Source organism: Allobosea sp. GW823-FHT01F03 (assembly GCF_058798075.1).
On sequence record NZ_CM179505.1, the window covers coordinates 1,952,808 to 1,968,342 of the forward strand.

At 67.2% G+C, this 15,535-nt stretch carries 16 protein-coding genes; 7 read left to right on the forward strand and 9 right to left on the reverse strand.

Annotated elements, in window-relative coordinates:
- Positions 1-12 precede the first annotated feature (12 nt).
- From AC3RCC_RS09085 to AC3RCC_RS09110, 6 genes are all read left to right on the forward strand, one after another.
- Entirely contained in the window at positions 13-879 is an 867-nt protein-coding gene (locus AC3RCC_RS09085) for a cytochrome c1 (RefSeq protein WP_291633309.1), read from the forward strand.
- 201 nt (positions 880-1,080) lie between these two features.
- Positions 1,081-1,962, forward strand: coding sequence for an S-methyl-5'-thioadenosine phosphorylase (locus AC3RCC_RS09090; protein ID WP_291633311.1), 882 nt, complete (start codon positions 1,081-1,083; stop codon positions 1,960-1,962).
- A 135-nt stretch (positions 1,963-2,097) separates the two neighbouring features.
- Positions 2,098-2,643 carry an adenine phosphoribosyltransferase gene (locus AC3RCC_RS09095; RefSeq protein ID WP_492258227.1) on the forward strand — a complete coding sequence of 182 codons (546 nt, stop codon included), beginning with the start codon at positions 2,098-2,100 and terminating at the stop codon, positions 2,641-2,643.
- A gap of 7 nt (positions 2,644-2,650) precedes the next feature.
- Positions 2,651-3,760, forward strand: a complete 1,110-nt coding sequence (mtnA, locus tag AC3RCC_RS09100) for an S-methyl-5-thioribose-1-phosphate isomerase (protein ID WP_492258228.1) — start codon at positions 2,651-2,653, stop codon at positions 3,758-3,760.
- Complete coding sequence (locus tag AC3RCC_RS09105; protein ID WP_291633317.1) at positions 3,757-4,401, forward strand: class II aldolase/adducin family protein; 645 nt, start codon at positions 3,757-3,759, stop codon at positions 4,399-4,401. Before mtnA ends, AC3RCC_RS09105 begins: the two co-directional genes overlap by 4 nt.
- 52 nt (positions 4,402-4,453) lie before the next feature.
- On the forward strand, positions 4,454-5,761 hold the full coding sequence (locus AC3RCC_RS09110; RefSeq protein ID WP_492258229.1) for a GGDEF domain-containing protein: 1,308 nt from the start codon (positions 4,454-4,456) through the stop codon (positions 5,759-5,761).
- On the opposite strand, the gene AC3RCC_RS09115 is transcribed toward AC3RCC_RS09110, so the two are convergent.
- The 9 genes from AC3RCC_RS09115 to AC3RCC_RS09155 form a co-directional block, all read right to left on the reverse strand.
- Positions 5,762-6,784 (reverse strand): MaoC family dehydratase, encoded by a 1,023-nt coding sequence (locus AC3RCC_RS09115; protein ID WP_492258230.1) that lies wholly within the window; start codon positions 6,782-6,784, stop codon positions 5,762-5,764.
- 66 nt (positions 6,785-6,850) lie between these two features.
- A complete protein-coding gene (gene ychF / locus AC3RCC_RS09120; RefSeq protein ID WP_291633324.1) occupies positions 6,851-7,948 on the reverse strand; it encodes a redox-regulated ATPase YchF in 1,098 nt (365 codons plus the stop codon).
- A 181-nt stretch (positions 7,949-8,129) separates the two neighbouring features.
- Positions 8,130-8,741: an aminoacyl-tRNA hydrolase gene (gene pth / locus AC3RCC_RS09125; RefSeq protein ID WP_492258231.1), complete on the reverse strand. Its 612-nt coding sequence runs from the start codon at positions 8,739-8,741 to the stop codon at positions 8,130-8,132.
- 88 nt (positions 8,742-8,829) lie between these two features.
- A complete protein-coding gene (locus AC3RCC_RS09130; protein ID WP_492258232.1) occupies positions 8,830-9,441 on the reverse strand; it encodes a 50S ribosomal protein L25/general stress protein Ctc in 612 nt (203 codons plus the stop codon).
- Between the two features lie 137 nt (positions 9,442-9,578).
- Entirely contained in the window at positions 9,579-11,423 is a 1,845-nt protein-coding gene (locus tag AC3RCC_RS09135; protein WP_492258233.1) for a putative bifunctional diguanylate cyclase/phosphodiesterase, read from the reverse strand.
- A gap of 98 nt (positions 11,424-11,521) precedes the next feature.
- Entirely contained in the window at positions 11,522-12,085 is a 564-nt protein-coding gene (locus AC3RCC_RS09140) for a VUT family protein (protein WP_291633332.1), read from the reverse strand.
- The gene (queC, locus tag AC3RCC_RS09145; protein ID WP_492258234.1) at positions 12,075-12,803 is read right to left on the reverse strand and encodes a 7-cyano-7-deazaguanine synthase QueC; all 729 of its coding nucleotides are present in this window, start codon (positions 12,801-12,803) and stop codon (positions 12,075-12,077) included. The genes AC3RCC_RS09140 and queC overlap by 11 nt, the downstream gene beginning before the upstream one ends.
- Before the next feature lie 104 nt (positions 12,804-12,907).
- Entirely contained in the window at positions 12,908-13,852 is a 945-nt protein-coding gene (locus AC3RCC_RS09150; RefSeq protein ID WP_291633336.1) for a ribose-phosphate pyrophosphokinase, read from the reverse strand.
- Between the two features lie 179 nt (positions 13,853-14,031).
- Positions 14,032-14,571 (reverse strand): hypothetical protein, encoded by a 540-nt coding sequence (locus tag AC3RCC_RS09155; protein ID WP_291647262.1) that lies wholly within the window; start codon positions 14,569-14,571, stop codon positions 14,032-14,034.
- A gap of 481 nt (positions 14,572-15,052) precedes the next feature.
- On the opposite strand from AC3RCC_RS09155, the gene AC3RCC_RS09160 reads away from it, so the two are divergent.
- Entirely contained in the window at positions 15,053-15,463 is a 411-nt protein-coding gene (locus tag AC3RCC_RS09160; protein ID WP_291647263.1) for a hypothetical protein, read from the forward strand.
- The last annotated feature ends 72 nt before the right edge of the window (positions 15,464-15,535 follow it).

A 15,535-nucleotide genomic window follows, 5' to 3' on the forward strand; every position in this document is an offset into this window, starting at 1 on the left:
GAGACCATGCGCATGATCCCTTTCCGTCTCACGATCGCAGCTGGCCTCGCCGTCATGGCGCTGGCCGGCCCGGCCTTCGGCGCCGGCGACCGCATCAAGCCGCCGGCCGAGACCTGGTCCTTCTCCGGTCCCTTCGGCAGGTTCGATCAGGCCCAGCTCCAGCGCGGCTTCAAGGTCGTCAAGGAAGTCTGCGCCAGCTGCCACTCGATGAACCTGATCCGGTTCCGCAACCTGTCGCAGCCGGGCGGCCCGGGCTTCACCGCATCGCAGGTCGCGGCGCTGGCCCAGACCTACCAGATCAAGGACGGCCCGAACGATGCGGGCGAGATGTTCGAGCGGCCCGGCCGGGCGGCGGACGCCTTCCCGGCGCCCTTCCCGAACGAGCAGGCGGCCCGCGCCGCGAGCGGCGGCGCCTTTCCGCCGGACCTCTCGGTCCTGGCCAAGGCGCGTACCTATGAGCGCGGCTTCCCCTGGTTCGTCTTCGACATCTTCACGCAGTACCAGGAGCAGGGGCCGGACTACATCACGGCGCTGCTGCGGGGCTATACCGAGCCGCCGGCCGGCCACGCGCCGCTGCTGCCGGGCCAGTACTTCAACACCTATATGCCCGGCCATCTGATCGCGATGCCGCAGCCGCTCAATGACGGCCAGGTCGAGTATCCGAAGGGTCCGGACGGCAAGCCGCAGGTGCCGGAGACGGTGGCGCAATACGCCAAGGACGTCTCGGCCTTCCTGGTCTGGACGGCCGAGCCGCATCTCGAGGCGCGCAAGCGCATCGGCATGCAGGTCATGCTGTTCCTGATCATCTTCGCGGGCCTGCTCTACTACACCAAGAAGAAGGTCTGGTCGCGCCTGCCCGAGCACGCCTCGTCGCACTGAGCGAGACCTGAGTTGGAAAGGGCCCCGGCGACGGGGCCCTTTTTTATTGGGGGCCTCGGTCATTCCTGGGCGCCGCGAAGCGGCGAGCCCGGAATGACGGCGCGGCTCCACCGCCCGGGACGACGCGTTTGCTCGAACGCGCCGCCGTGTTGCGGCTGTCACGAATCTCGATCCTTATCCGGCAAGCATCGGAGAGCGGACATGGCTGAAGCGGTTCTGGGAATCATCGGTGGGTCGGGCATTTACGACCTGCCGGGGCTGACCGATCTGCGCGAGGAGCGCATCGACAGCCCCTGGGGCGAGCCTTCCGACGTGCTCCGCATCGGGCGGATGGGACAGACGAAGATCGTCTTCCTGCCGCGCCATGGCCGCGGCCATGCGATCCCGCCCTCCGAGATCAACTATCGCGCCAATATCGACGTGCTGAAGCGCGCCGGAGTCACCGATCTGGTCTCGCTCTCGGCCTGCGGCTCCTACAAGGCCGAGCTCTATCCCGGCCTGTTCGTGCTGGTCGACCAGTTCGTCGACCGCACGGCCGGACGTCAGAACTCGTTCTTCGGCCGGGGCTGCGTCGCCCATGTCTCGCTGGCGCATCCCGTCGGCCCGGCGCTGCGCCAGCGGATAGCCGATGCGGCGCGAGCCGAGGCGCTGCCTTTCGTCGATGGCGGCACGCTCGTCACCATGGAAGGCCCGCAGTTCTCGACCTATGCGGAATCGCTGACCTATAAAGGCCTCGGCTACGATCTGATCGGCATGACGGCGATGCCCGAGGCCAAGCTCGCCCGCGAGGCCGAGATCACCTATGCGACCGTCGCGATGGTGACCGATTACGATTGCTGGCACGAGGAGCACGGCGCGGTCGACGTCGCCTCGGTGATCGCGGTGCTGCACGAGAACGCCGACAAGGCGCGCCGGCTGGTGGCGCGGCTCGCCGCGGATTTTCCGGCCGAACGTCAGCCCTGTCCCGTCGGCTCGGACAAGGCGCTCGACTTCGCTCTGATCACGGCGCCGGCGTTCCGCGACCCCGCTTTGCTCGCCAAGCTCGATGCCGTGGCGGGGCGGGTGCTGCGGCCGCTCGGCTGAGTTCCGCCTGCCTCAGGTGCACGCGCGGCCGGATTCGTCTCACACGGACGAGCTGGGCGGGGCTCATGCGGAAACAGGTTCCCACCGCTTCGCCTCCTGCTCTAAGAGGAGGCAGCGCAGCCGATGGAAGACCCGATGGACCGGACCCTTTTTGCCGATCTCAAGAACGCGATCCGGACCATACCCGACTATCCCAAGCCGGGAATCCTGTTCCGAGACATTACAACGCTGCTCGGTGATGCGCGCGCCTTCCGGCGGGCGGTCGACGAGTTGGTGCAGCCCTTCGCCGGGCTGAAGATCGCCAAGATCGCCGGCATCGAGGCGCGCGGCTTCATTCTCGGCGGAGCGGTGGCGCACCAGCTCTCGGCCGGCTTCGTGCCGGTGCGCAAGAAGGGCAAGCTGCCGCACCAGACCGTGAGCATGCCCTATTCGCTGGAGTATGGCAGCGACGAGATCGAGGTCCACAAGGACGCGGTCCGGCCGGGCGAGCGCGTGCTGCTCGTCGACGATCTCGTCGCGACCGGCGGCACGGCGGAGGGCGCGGTCAAGCTGCTCTCCTCGCTGGGAGCGGAGGTCGTGGCCGCCTGCTTCATCGTCGACCTGCCGGATCTCGGCGGTGCCGACAAGGTCCGCCGTCTCGGCGTGCCGGTGCGCACACTGGTCTCCTTCGAAGGGCATTGAGGCGGGCATGAAGATCGCTGGAAAAGCCTATCGCACGATCTGGCTGGGCGAGGATGGCTGGAGCGTCGTGGTCATCGACCAGACCAGGCTGCCTTTCAGCTTCGAGACGGTCCGGCTGACGCAGGTCGAGGAGGCGGCTGCAGCGATCCGCGACATGATCGTGCGGGGCGCCCCGCTGATCGGTGCGACCGCCGCCTATGGTGTGGCGCTCGCCCTGCGGGGCGATAGCTCAGATGCCGCGCTGGAACAGGCGCTCGCTTTGCTGGGGGCGACGCGTCCGACCGCGGTCAACCTGCACTGGGCGCTGGCGCGGATGCGGACGCGGCTGATCGACCTGCCGGAGACGGAGCGCGTCGCGGCCGCCTATGCCGAGGCCGCAGCGATCTGCGACGAGGATGTCGCGCTCTGCCGTGCCATCGGCGAGCATGGCCTCGGGCTGATCCGCGCCATCGCGGCCGGCAAGCCGGCCGGCGAGCGGATCAATATCCTGACGCATTGCAATGCCGGCTGGCTCGCCACCGTCGACTGGGGCACGGCGCTGGCGCCGATCTATCTCGCGCATGATGCGGGCATCCCGGTGCATGTCTGGGTCGACGAGACACGGCCGCGCAATCAGGGCGCGGCGCTGAGCGCCTATGAGCTTGGAGCGCATGGCGTGCCGCATACGGTGATCTCCGATAATGCCGGCGGCCATCTGATGCAGCATGGCGAGGTCGATATGGTGATCGTCGGCACTGACCGGACGACGGCGACCGGCGATGTCGCCAACAAGATCGGCACCTATCTCAAGGCGCTGGCCGCGCATGACAACGGCGTGCCGTTCTATGTCGCGCTGCCCTCGCCGACGATCGACTGGTCGCTCAGTGACGGGCTCGCCGAGATCCCGATCGAGGAACGCGCGGCCGGCGAGGTCACGCATCTGCGCGGACTGGGCGCCGATGGCCGTCCGGGGCTCTTCCAGGTCACGGCGCCGGGTAGCCCGGCGGCCAACCCGGCCTTCGACGTTACGCCGGCCCGGCTCGTCACCGGCCTCGTCACCGAGCGCGGCGTCGCGCCGGCGAGCTTCGAGGGCTTACGCCGGCTTTTCCCCGAATTGGCGCAGGAGCGCGTGAAATGACCGAGACCGAACTTCGCCAAGGGATCGTCGAGGTGGCGCAGGCGATCGACCGTGCCGGATTCTGCCCGTCGAAATCGGGCAATGTCTCGGCCCGCTTCGAAGGCGGGCTGCTGATCACGCCGTCTGGTCTGCCCTATGCGAAGACCAAGCCGCAGGATCTGCTCCATTTGACGCTGGACGGTACCGTGCTCTCCGGAGCGGGCAAGCCCTCCTCGGAATGGCCGTTCCATACCGAGATCTACAAGGCGCGCCCGGATGCGCAGGCGATCGTTCATACGCATTCGCCGCGCGCGACCGCGCTCGCCAGCGCTCGTCGCGGCATTCCGGCCTTCCATTACATGATTGCGCTCTGCGGCGGGGCCGATGTGCGCTGTGCCGAATACGCCACCTTCGGCACGCCTGAACTGGCGGCTAATGCGGTGAAGGGGCTGGAGGGCCGCAAGGCGGTGCTGCTCGCCAATCACGGGGTGATCGCGCTCGGTGGCAGCCTTGCTGGCGCCCACACCATCGTCGCCGAGGTCGAGAACCTCGCGGGGCAATATCTCGACCTGCTCGCGTCCGGGCTCGAACCGGTGATTCTCGATGCGGCCGAGATGGAGCGGGTCTCGGCGAAGTTCGCGGGTTACGGAAAGGTCGGATGATCTTAAGAGCGCATCTTACTGCTTGTTAAGGCCTCTTCTCTAATCAAGGGGCATGAAGCTCTCGCGCTATCTGCTCGATTCGCTCGACGCCCTCGGTATCGGGGCCTGCGAATACGATGCCGATATGCGGGCTCTAGGCTGGAACGGCACCTTCCTGCAGTTCTTCCCAGAGGATGAGGGCGAGATCTATGTTGGCGAGCCTTATGCCGACAATCTGCTGCGCTTCTACCGGCGCCGTCTGCCGCCCGAGGAGCTGCCGGATATCGACCGGCATGTGGCGGAAGGGGTCGCGCGCCACGAGAATCAGACGCAACCTTTCGAGTTCATCCATAACGGGCGGCGCCTGCGCGCCGCCTCGCTGCAGGCGCCGGATGGCGGGCGCGTGCGCCTGTGGCAGCGACTCGATGTCGACAGCCAGGCCGAGACGGCGCCCGAGATGACGCTGCCGCTGATCGACGCGCTGCCCTTCATTCCCGATGGCGCGACGATCCTCGATGCGAATGAGCGGATCATCGCCGCCAACAATGCCTTCCGCCGCCTCTACGGTCTGCCGCGCGGCGCGGCGGTGGTGGGGCGCAAGCTAGACGAGATCATTGTCCGCTGCTGGTCGGGCTTCCCGCCTGTCGGTGCCTGGCGCGCCGCCATCAGCAACGGGCTGCGTTATGACGGGGTGCCCTTCGAGATCGAGCTGCCGGGCCAGCGCTGGCTCAGGCTGATCGCACGGCACAGCGCCGGCGGTCTCAGCTTCTTCACCCATGCCGACATCACCGTCGCCAAGCGCCAGCAGATGGAACTGCTGGAGGCCCAGGAGGCACTGCGCCGGGCCAATGCCGCGCTGGCGGAGCTGGCCGAGACGGATGGGTTGACGGGGCTTGCCAACCGGCGCCGCTTCGTCGTGCGCTTGGCGGAGGCGGTCGCGCTGGCGCAGCCGGTCTCGCTGATGATGATCGATGCCGACCACTTCAAGTCGATCAATGACCGTTTCGGCCATCTGGTCGGAGATGCCTGCCTGCGGATGATCGCGAAGGTCGTCGCCGACCAGGTCGCCCCGGTCTCGGCGCTGGTGGCGCGGATCGGCGGTGAGGAATTCGGTGTTCTGCTCGCCGGACAGCGCCTGGAGGCCGCGCATGACATCGCCGGAGCCATTCGCCGCGCGCTCGACCAGGTGTGCTGGCAGAAGCTGCATCCCGAGCTGACGGCGGTGACGGTCTCGATCGGGCTCGGAGCCGGGCAGGGGCCGCTCGACGGTACCGGCCTGCACGCCCAGGCGGACGAGGCGCTCTATGCGGCCAAGCGCAATGGCCGTGACCGGATCGAGACGGCGGGCGGGCCGCTCGGCCCGAGGCGCGCCGCCAGCTGATCAGCTGCGGCGCTCGACGAAAGCGCAGCCTTCGAAGCTGAACACGGTCTCGCCGTTCTGGTTGATGCCGGTATTGTGGTGGAAGAACAGGCCCCATTGCGGCCGCGAAGCGCTGGCGCGCTTGTCGGCCAGCACCGAATGATAGGTGATGCGGTCGCCGGCATAGACCGGCTTCAGCCAACGCAGGTTCTTGAAGCCGGGGGAGGGGCCGAGGCGAGGCGCGCTCGCGTCTCCAAAGGCGGCCTTGAAGGCAGCCTCCTGGCCGCGCCGATGGACGACCATCGCCGCCATCCAGCCGGCCGCTGTGTGCCAGCCCGAGGCGCAGAGCCCGCCGAATGAACTCTGGCGAGCCGCGTCCTCATCCATATGGAAGGGCTGTGCGTCGAAGGAGCGGGCGAAGGCGACGATCTCCTCGGCGGTGAAGACGAGGCTGCCGAGCTCATGACTCTCGCCGACCACGAGATCGTCGAAGAAACGGGCCGGCGTCGCCGGGCCGGCGGCCGGCTCGACCTCGCTGGTACGAGCCGGCGCGACATAGCTCGGTGAATGCGCCAGCCAGTTGCCGGCGGGAGCCTCGAAGCCCGAGCCGCGGCGGCCGAACATGATCCAGTTGGTCTGCTCCAGCACGGGCTCGCTGCGCTGGTTGAGAAGCTCGAAGCGGAACTTGACCAGGCCCATTTCCGGGCGCGAGCGCGATTCCTTGGTTTCGATGACGGTCCAGCGCAGGCTGACGACGTCGCCCGGCTTGAGGGGCCGCAGCCATTTCACCTCTTCGATGCCGGGTGCGCCCATCGAGGTTGAATCGAGGATGAAGCTTTCGGCGATCAGCCGCATCAGAAGCGCGCAGCTATGCCAGCCGGACGCGATTAGGCCGCCGACGAAGCTCGCCTTGGCCGCCTCCGGATCGGTGTGGAAGTCCTGCGCGTCGAAGCGGCGGGCATAGGCGAGGATGTCCCCCTCCGAGATGGCGAGCGAGCCCCCCTCGACGACCGCGCCCGCGACAAAATCCTCGAAGTACCGCATTGCCTATGCCCCCTGTCCGGCGCGAGTTGCGAGCGTTCGCCCGTTGGCGGGCGAACGCAAAGCGCGTTAGTTGGCGAAGCGGAAATGCAGCACGTCGCCGTCGGCGACGACATATTCCTTGCCTTCGAGCCGGAACTTGCCGGCCTCGCGCGCGCCTGCCTCGCCCTTGTGGGCGATGTAGTCGTCAAAGGCGATGGTCTCGGCCCGGATATAGCCCTTCTCGAAATCGGTATGGATGACGCCGGCTGCGGCCGGGCCCTTGGTGCCGTCCTCGATCGTCCAGGCGCGTGCCTCCTTGGGGCCGACGGTGAAATAGGTGACGAGGTTGAGCAGGGCGTAGCCGGCCCGGATCACCCGGTTGAGGCCGGGCTCCTCGAGGCCGACCGCGTCGAGATAGTCCTTCTGGTCGGCCTGCGGCAGCACCGCGATCTCGCTCTCGATCTTGGCGGAGACGACGACGGCGACCGCGCCTTCCTCGGCGGCGCGCGCCTTGACCAGCTCGGAGAAGGCATTGCCCTTGTCGGCGCTCGCCTCCTCGACATTGCAGACATAGAGCACGGGCTTGGAGGAGAGCAGGCCGAGCATGGCGAAGGCCTTGCGCTCCTCGGCGGCGACCTGAACCAGGCGGGCCGGCTTGCCGTCACGCAGCAAAGCGAGGCAGCGGTTCATCAGCTCCGCCGCTTCCTTGGCCTCCTTGTCGCCGGACTTGGCCTTCTTCTCCAGCGGCTGCACGCGCTTCTCGAGGCTTTCGAGGTCGGCCAGCATCAGCTCGGTCTCGATGGTCTCGATATCGTCGATCGGCGAGATCTTGCCTTCGACATGGGTGATGTCGCCATCCTCGAAACAGCGCACGACATGGGCGATGGCGTCGCATTCGCGGATATTGGCGAGGAACTGGTTGCCGAGGCCTTCGCCACGCGAGGCGCCGCGGACCAGCCCGGCGATGTCGACGAAGGTCAGCCGGGTCGGGATGATCTCCTTCGAGCCGGCGATGGCGGCGAGCTTCTCCAGCCGGTCATCGGGAACCGCGACATCGCCGACATTCGGCTCGATCGTGCAGAAGGGATAGTTCGCCGCCTGGGCCGCCGCGGTCTGCGTCAGCGCGTTGAACAGGGTCGACTTGCCGACATTCGGCAGGCCGACGATACCGCATTTGAAGCCCATTTTCGCTCGCTCGTCAGTGGCGGCCGCGCTTCGGCGGCTGCTGTCGAATTATTGGTTTCTCAGGGGCGTTATTGGTGCCCGGCCGCAAAAACACAAGATGGCAGGCCGGAAGGTGGCCGGTGTGAAACTGCATGGCGTGGCGCTCTGGGTGTCGAAAGCTCCCGGCAGCGCCCGCCCCCGCTCAGTCGGCCTTCTCGCCGAGGCGCTTTACCGCGCCATGGCCGCGTGCCTCCATGAAGAGATGGACCTTGTTCTGGAAGCCGGTATCGTCATGGGCGGCGAGCAGGGCGGCATTATCGGCGCAGGCTGAGCAGAGATCCTCGACCCAGGGCTCCTCCGCCTTGCCGAAATCGTTTAGCACATAGGCGTGGACGAGGGCCTTGTCGCCGGGATGGCCGATGCCCATGCGCACGCGGCGATACTCGTTTCCAATCGCGGCCGTGGTCGAGCGCAGCCCGTTATGCCCGGCATTGCCGCCGCCGAGCTTGATCCGCAGCTTGGCCGGCGCAAGGTCGAGCTCGTCATGGAAGACGATTACGTCGGCCGGCGCGACCTTGTAGAAGCGCGCCGCCTCGCCGATGGCCCGGCCGGACTCGTTCATATAGGTCTGCGGCTTGAGCAGCAGGACCTTTTCGCTGCCGATCGTGGCTTCGCTGGCCTGGCCCTGGAAGCGCACGCGCCAGGGCGCGGCGCGGCAGGCGCGGGCGATCTCGTCGACCGCCATGAAGCCGATGTTGTGGCGGTTGCGCGCATAGCGCGTGCCCGGATTGCCGAGGCCGGCGAAGATCAGCATTCCTGCTCTCCAGCATCTGCCAAAAGAAAACGGCCGGGCGAGCCCGGCCGTCTGACGGTAGTCGCCCCGTATGGCGAAAGGGGCCCGATCAGGCCTTGGCGGCTTCCGTCTCGGCAGCCACTTCCGCCTCGGCATCGACCGTCGGCGGCACGATCGTGACCAGCGTGAGGTTATCACGCGAGGTCAGCGAGACGCCGGCCGGCAGCTTGATGTCGTTGCTGTGGAGGGTGTCGCCGACCTCGAGGCCAGCGACCGAGACTTCGAGGAAGTCCGGGATGCTCTCGGGAGCGACGTCGATCTCGACGGTGTGCTCGACGATCTGCATGGTCCCGCCGTTCTTCAGGCCGGGGCTGTCCTCCTGGCCGACGACGTGCACGGGGACCTGGACCTTGATGGTCTGGCCGGCGGCGACGCGCAGGAAGTCGACATGCAGCGGGGTGTCGCGGACCGGGTCGAGCTGATAGTCGCGCGGGATGACGCGGGTCTTCTTGCCGTCGACGTCGATCTCGAGCAGCGTGGTCAGGAAGTGGCCCGCATAGATCATCAGGCGGGTCTGGTTGGCATTGAGCGCGATGGCCTGGGGGGCTTCGCCGGCGCCGTAAATGACGGCGGGGGTGAGGCCCTGGCGACGAACTGCCCGGGCGGCCCCCTTGCCGACCTGAGCGCGCGCCGAAGCCTGAATCTGCTTCACAGCGGTCATGGATCTAGTCCTTGCTTTGTAAATGACAAGGCCGCCTGATGGCGGCCGTCTCGGTTCGCGCTCCTGCCTCCAAGGGTGTCAGTGGGGCGCAGGCAGGCTCATAGGCGAAATACCGGATGATCTCAACCCCTTCCGGCTCAGGCAGCCGTCGCGGCGTGCGTCGGACTCCGCGGCGCCGGCTTGCGCGGGCACAGCTCGCGGATGAGGTCGGGCACGTCCTCGGCGGCAACGGCCCGGGAGAAGAGGTAGCCCTGGCCGAGGTCACAGCCCATGGCGCGCAGGCGTGCGAACTGCTCGGACGTCTCGATACCCTCCGCGACGATCTTGACGCCGAGCCGGTTGGCGATGCCGACCAGTGCTTCGACGATGACGCTGCTGCGCGCCCCCGCCTCGATGCCGCCGATGAAGGAACGGTCGATCTTGATGATGTCGACCGGGAAGTCGAGCAGATGCGTCAGCGAGGCGAAGCCGGTACCGAAATCGTCGAGCGCGACCTGGATGCCGCGCTCGCGCAGCGCTTCCATGGTGCGGGCCACGCCGTCGCGCCGGCCACCCATGATGACCTGTTCGGTGATCTCGACGACGAGGTTGTCGAGTGGCAGCTGGGCGCGCTCGCAGGCGCGGGTGATGCGCTGGACGAGGTCGCCCTTCTGGAAGTCCGCCGTCGTGAAATTGATGCCGACATGGCGCAGATCGAGCCCGGCGCGCCGCCAGTTGGCCATGTCGGCCGTGACCGCCGCGAGCATCTGGCCCGAGATCCGGTAGGCGATCTTGGGATCGAGCATCGCCTCATGGAACTCGCCGGCGGCGACGATGCGGCCATCGTCGAGCCGCATCCGGGCCAGCGCCTCGACGCCTGAGACCTGCCCGGTGTCGAGGCGGACGACCGGCTGGTAATGTGGCAGGACGCGCCCGCCGGCAAGGGCGTCGCCGACCGCCTGGACGATCTGGACGCGCCGCATCATCGTGGTGCGCAGCCCGTATTTGAAGCGGACATAGCGGCCGCGCCGCGTCTCCTTGGCGTGATAGAGCGCGAAATCGGCGTTCTGGCGCAGGGTGACGCTGTCAGTGCCGTCGGCTCCCGCCAGGGCGGCGCCGATGGTGACGCTCGGGATGATGGTGTTGCCGTCGTAGTCGAAAGGCGCCGGCATGGCGGCGAGAATGCCGTTGGCGGCCGAGCGGAGCTGCGCAGTCTGGCCGCAATCCGGCAGCAGCACGGCGAATTCGTCGCCGCCGATGCGGAAGGCGGTGCCGGCGATCTTCGCCAACCTGGCGGCGACCGTCTCGATCAGCCGGTCGCCGGTGGCGTGCCCCATCGTGTCGTTGACCGCCTTGAGATGGTCGATGTCGATCAGCAGCAGGGCAAAGCGCGGTTCGGCGCTGGCGGTCATGCGGGCGATGGCGTCGTTGAACTGCGCCCGGTTCGGCAGGCCGGTCAGGCTGTCGAAATAGGCGAGCTGATGATTGCGCGCCCTGACCTCGTCATGCTCGATCGCGATGGCGCAGAGATGGACGCAGGTCGCGACGATCCGGCGCTCCAGCGCGTCCGGGCCGCGCCTGCTGCGGTAGTAGAAGGCGAAGCTGCCGACCACGCGGCCGTCGCGGGCCTTGATCGGGCTCGACCAGCAGGCGCGCAGGCCAAGCGGCAGCACGAGATGCTCATAGCCCTGCCAGAGTGGATCGGTCGCGATGTCCGTGACCTCGACGGCGCAGCCGCGATGGATCGCGGTTCCGCAGGAGCCGGCCCGTGGTCCGGACGGAGCACCCCGAAGTGCGTCGGAATAGCTCGCAGGCAGGCTCGGCGCGGCCAGCGGCTGCAGCCTCCGCTCGGCATCGGCGGCGACGACGGAGCAGACGATGTCGGGGGCGATGGCTTCGACCCGTAGGCACAGCGACAGCATGATAGCCGCCAGCTGCTCGCCGCGCGCGATCGCCTCCAGGGTTGCATTCTGCAGGGACTGGAGACGTTCGACGGAATCCAAGCCAGCCTCGGGGCAGCGACGAGCACGATTTGGCGATCATGCCGCAAGGGCGTGAACCTCTGGTTGCGTCGTTGCCTCGAATTGTCGGAAAAATGCGCTCAGGCCGGTGCCAGGCCAAGCCGTTCGTCGCGCCGGCGCAGCCAGTGCATCAGCGGCAGAGCCAGCAGCACCATCCAGGCCTTGCCGATGATCTGACCGCCGATGAAATCGAGGCTGCCGAAGGCCAGCTGCAGGAAGACGATGCTGTCGACGACCAGGCCGATGACGCCGGATGCGGCTACCGCCGCTACGAAGTTGCGGCGCTGAAGCGGCGTGTAGACGGCGAAGTCGGTCAGCTCCGACAGCAGGAAGGCCGCCATCGAGGCAATGACGATGGCCGGCGGCGCGAGCAGCCCGGAGAGCAGGGCGCCTACGGCTATCGCGATCAGCGCCGCCTTGGCGCCCAGCCGACGCTGGACGATGTCGCGCAGCACGAGCGCGAGCCCGACCATCAGGACGCCGCTCGGCGCCATGACGCCGGGGGCGACCGGCACCAGGCAGGGCCCGTTCGGCACGCAGACGGTGCCGGCATTGCCGATCAGCCAATTCGCCGCCGGAATGCTCAGCCCGAAGAAAACGAGGGCGATCAGCCCTTCGATGCGCCGTTGCCGGTCAGTCGTCATAACTCGGTCCGCTGTCGTCTGGAGCCGTCTGATAAGCCGCGAACCCCCTGGAGCGCAAATCGCAGGCCGGGCAGTGGCCGCAGCCATAGCCCCAGGCGTGCCGTCTGCTCCGGTCGCCGAGATAGCAGCTATGGCTGTCCTCGACCACCAGGTCGAGCAGGGCCTGGCCGCCGAGCCAGCGTGCGAGGGCGAAGGTCTGGGCCTTGTCGCGCCACATCAGGGGCGTATGCAGCACCAGCCTGCGGTCGAGCCCGAGGCCGAGCGCGACCTGCATCGCCTTGATGGTGTCGTCGCGGCAGTCGGGATAGCCGGAATAGTCGGTTTCGCAGACGCCGAGCACGATGTGCCGGCAATCGCGGCGATAGGCGAGGGCGGCGGCGAAGGAGAGGAAGATCAGGTTGCGGCCGGGCACGAAGGTCGTCGGCAAGCCGTTCTCGGCGAAGGCGATCTCGCTCTCGCTGGTCAGGGCGGTGTCAGAGATCCTGCCCAGCGTCGTCAGGTCGAGCAGATGATCGGGGCCCAGGCGCTCGGTATAGGTGTCGTCGAGCGCGGGCAGCTTGTCTCTGATCGTCAGCCGGGCTTCCAGCTCGATGCGATGGCGCTGGCCGTAGTCGAAGCCGACCGTCTCGACGGCGGCGAAACGCTCCAGCGCCCAGGCGAGGGCGACGGTCGAATCCTGGCCGCCCGAGAAGAGGACGAGGGCGCGGGAATTGCTCATGGCATTCCAGTCGTCACGGCCGCAGCGTTGTCCCGGGTCGACCTTCGGTCACCTGGGATGACGCTGCGTTTCCGGGCGATGACTTCAAAGGGGCGCTCTGCCGTTCAGTCGAACAGGCTGGAGACGCTGGTCTCGCTCGCGGTGCGTTCGATCGCCTCGCCCATCAGATTGGCGATGGAGATGACGCGGATGTTGCGCGCGACCTTCACCGCTTCGGTCGGCATGATCGAATCGGTGATCACCAGCTCCTTGAGCTTGGAATTGGCGATGCGCGCCACGGCGCCGCCGGAGAGCACGCCATGGGTGATGTAGGCGTAGACGTCCTTCGCGCCCTGTTCGAGCAGCGCCTCGGCGGCATTGCAGAGCGTGCCGCCGGAATCGACGATGTCGTCGAGCAGGATGCAGGAACGGCCGGCGACCGTGCCGATGATGTTCATCACCTCCGACTCGCCCGGCCGGTCGCGCCGCTTGTCGACGATGGCGAGCGGCGCATCGATGCGCTTGGCGAGGGCGCGGGCGCGCACGACGCCGCCGACATCCGGCGAGACGACCATGGCGTTCTTCCAGTCGAGCCGGTCCTTGATGTCGCGCGCCATCAGCGGGGCGCCGAACAGGTTGTCGGTCGGGATATCGAAGAAGCCCTGGATCTGGCCGGCATGCAGGTCGAGCGTCAGCACCCGGTCGACGCCGGCATGGGTGATCAGATTGGCGACGAGCTTGGCCGAGATCGGGGTGCGGCCCGAGGCGCGCCGATCCTGCCGTGCATAGCCGAAATAGGGGATCACCGCCGTGATGCGCCGGGCCGAGGAGCGGCGCAGGGCGTCGGTGATGATCAGCAGCTCCATCAGGTGGTCATTGGTCGGGAACGAGGTCGACTGGATGACGAAGACATCCTGACCACGGACGTTCTCCTGGATCTCGACGAAGACCTCCATGTCGGCGAAGCGCCGTACGGAAGCCTTGGCGAGCGGGATACCGAGCGAGGCGCAGATCGCCTCCGCAAGCGGCCGGTTGGAGTTGCCGGCGACGACTTTGATCGAGGAATTCATACCGAGCGCACCAGAAACGCAGACGGGAATGGCCGCCCGCGGGGCGGTTCAGATTGGAGCGGCTCATAACAGTGCGATGACGCCGAGTCGACAAAAGACGCGGGCGTTCCGCGTGCAAATTTACGTTTGCACGCGCTCTGTGGCCGATCGGCCTCGGGTGTTCGGTCGGCGACCTAAGGTCAGCGGCGCTTCGCCGGCGCCGCCTGGGCGGTGCGGGTGGCCTCGCGTGCGTTCGGCTTGGCTTCCGCCGCGGGCGCCGTGGTCAAGAAGCCGGCGATCGCGTCCATCGAATCGGAGGCGGCCTTGGCGACAATGGTCTGGTTCACGCCGGCCCAGGGGTCGCTGCCACCGCTGCCGCGGCCGATGCTCTCGCCCTGGACGCGCTGTGCCCGCTTCTTGGTCTCGTCATAGACGTCCCAGACGAAGGCGAGCGCGGTCTGGCCATCAGCAGTGGGCTGCGCCGTCAGATAGCCGCGGACCCGGAAACGGGCGGGCTTGTCGCCAGGCACGATCTCCATCCGGCGCTCGGCCGCGGCTTCGCCGAGCAGGCCGGCAAAGGCGGTGGTGACCTGATCCGGCGCGCCGGAAATGCTCTGCACGGAGACGGGGACGCCTGGCGCATCGACCCGCGGGCGGGCTGCCGTCGTGGTCTCCTGGCAGCCGGCGAGCGCAAGCGCGGCGATAGCCCCGAGGAGAGGGGCGGAACGATAATTCGACATATTGCCTCCCGCCCTGTTTGTTGTCGGGCTCGGATTGCTTTGGTCTTCCCTGCTTCGCTCGTTCTAGATCATGTCGCGGTAAAGTGAAACATCCGGCTCGTGCCCGAAATCCGACCCGATTAGATGCAGTACGGCGATTTGATCTGTCGGTTCGCCGCGTTGGTCACAAGACCAGCTGAAACGGGCAGTTTCCGGTTGGCGAACGAGAGGTTTGCGAGGACGGTACCGCATTGCGCGACGATGACGGGAAGCAAGGCTTTTGTGGAGATCGCCGGGGACCCGCGGTGGGATCCGTGCGCCGAGATCAGGCTGGGGCATCCTCCACGCGAAACGATGGCCAGCAAGGGCGCTACGACTACTTCGATGGCAGGAGAGCGGGAGAGGCGCCTTCAATACGGAGCGCCCGGACCGGACACTGCTCGGCTCCGACAAGTTGCGTGCAGGCGGCTCGGCCGCCGTCGGTTTTCTGGAGGGAGCCAGAATGACGATCTCGGAAAAGCTGTTGCGGCGGACGCTCTATTTTACCGTCGCCTATAATCTGATGGGCTTCTTCACGTTTCTGATGCCGCAAACATTCGGCGGAATGGCAGGTCTGCCGGCTTCGGTGCCATTCCTGCACAGTGGCTTCGTCGCCAGCAATATTCTGCTGTTCGGGCTCGTGGGGCTTTGGCAGGCGCGTCGGCCGATGCTCGATGCTCCCGTGCTGACGATCTTCGGCCTCTCGAAGGCGGTGTTCTGCCTGTTGATGCTGATTTCCTGGCGCTTGGGCGAGATCGCGTTGCCAGGTTTCCTGATGTCGCTGGTCGATTTGGCGATGGGCGCGATCTTCCTGATGGGAGCGCGCTCCGCCGAACGATGGAACGCTGAAAAACGCGAGGCTGGCGCGCTCTGACTGGCTGTCGCGGCGGGACGTCCCCCTTGTCACCTCGTCGCTCTTGCCGCGCCACGGCCCGAATCTGTCGCC

Coding starts and splice junctions, on each gene's coding strand:
- pth (WP_492258231.1), bottom strand. CDS start 8,741: ATGCTGATCTTCGCCGGCCTCGGCAATCCGGGCACGCGCTATGCGCGC.
- AC3RCC_RS09110 (WP_492258229.1), top strand. CDS start 4,454: ATGAAGCTCTCGCGCTATCTGCTCGATTCGCTCGACGCCCTCGGTATC.
- AC3RCC_RS09115 (WP_492258230.1), bottom strand. CDS start 6,784: ATGCGGTACTTCGAGGATTTTGTCGCGGGCGCGGTCGTCGAGGGGGGC.
- AC3RCC_RS09090 (WP_291633311.1), top strand. CDS start 1,081: ATGGCTGAAGCGGTTCTGGGAATCATCGGTGGGTCGGGCATTTACGAC.
- mtnA (WP_492258228.1), top strand. CDS start 2,651: ATGAAGATCGCTGGAAAAGCCTATCGCACGATCTGGCTGGGCGAGGAT.
- queC (WP_492258234.1), bottom strand. CDS start 12,803: ATGAGCAATTCCCGCGCCCTCGTCCTCTTCTCGGGCGGCCAGGATTCG.
- AC3RCC_RS09130 (WP_492258232.1), bottom strand. CDS start 9,441: ATGACCGCTGTGAAGCAGATTCAGGCTTCGGCGCGCGCTCAGGTCGGC.
- AC3RCC_RS09140 (WP_291633332.1), bottom strand. CDS start 12,085: ATGACGACTGACCGGCAACGGCGCATCGAAGGGCTGATCGCCCTCGTT.
- AC3RCC_RS09085 (WP_291633309.1), top strand. CDS start 13: ATGATCCCTTTCCGTCTCACGATCGCAGCTGGCCTCGCCGTCATGGCG.
- AC3RCC_RS09155 (WP_291647262.1), bottom strand. CDS start 14,571: ATGTCGAATTATCGTTCCGCCCCTCTCCTCGGGGCTATCGCCGCGCTT.
- AC3RCC_RS09160 (WP_291647263.1), top strand. CDS start 15,053: ATGACGATCTCGGAAAAGCTGTTGCGGCGGACGCTCTATTTTACCGTC.
- ychF (WP_291633324.1), bottom strand. CDS start 7,948: ATGGGCTTCAAATGCGGTATCGTCGGCCTGCCGAATGTCGGCAAGTCG.
- AC3RCC_RS09095 (WP_492258227.1), top strand. CDS start 2,098: ATGGACCGGACCCTTTTTGCCGATCTCAAGAACGCGATCCGGACCATA.
- AC3RCC_RS09150 (WP_291633336.1), bottom strand. CDS start 13,852: ATGAATTCCTCGATCAAAGTCGTCGCCGGCAACTCCAACCGGCCGCTT.
- AC3RCC_RS09105 (WP_291633317.1), top strand. CDS start 3,757: ATGACCGAGACCGAACTTCGCCAAGGGATCGTCGAGGTGGCGCAGGCG.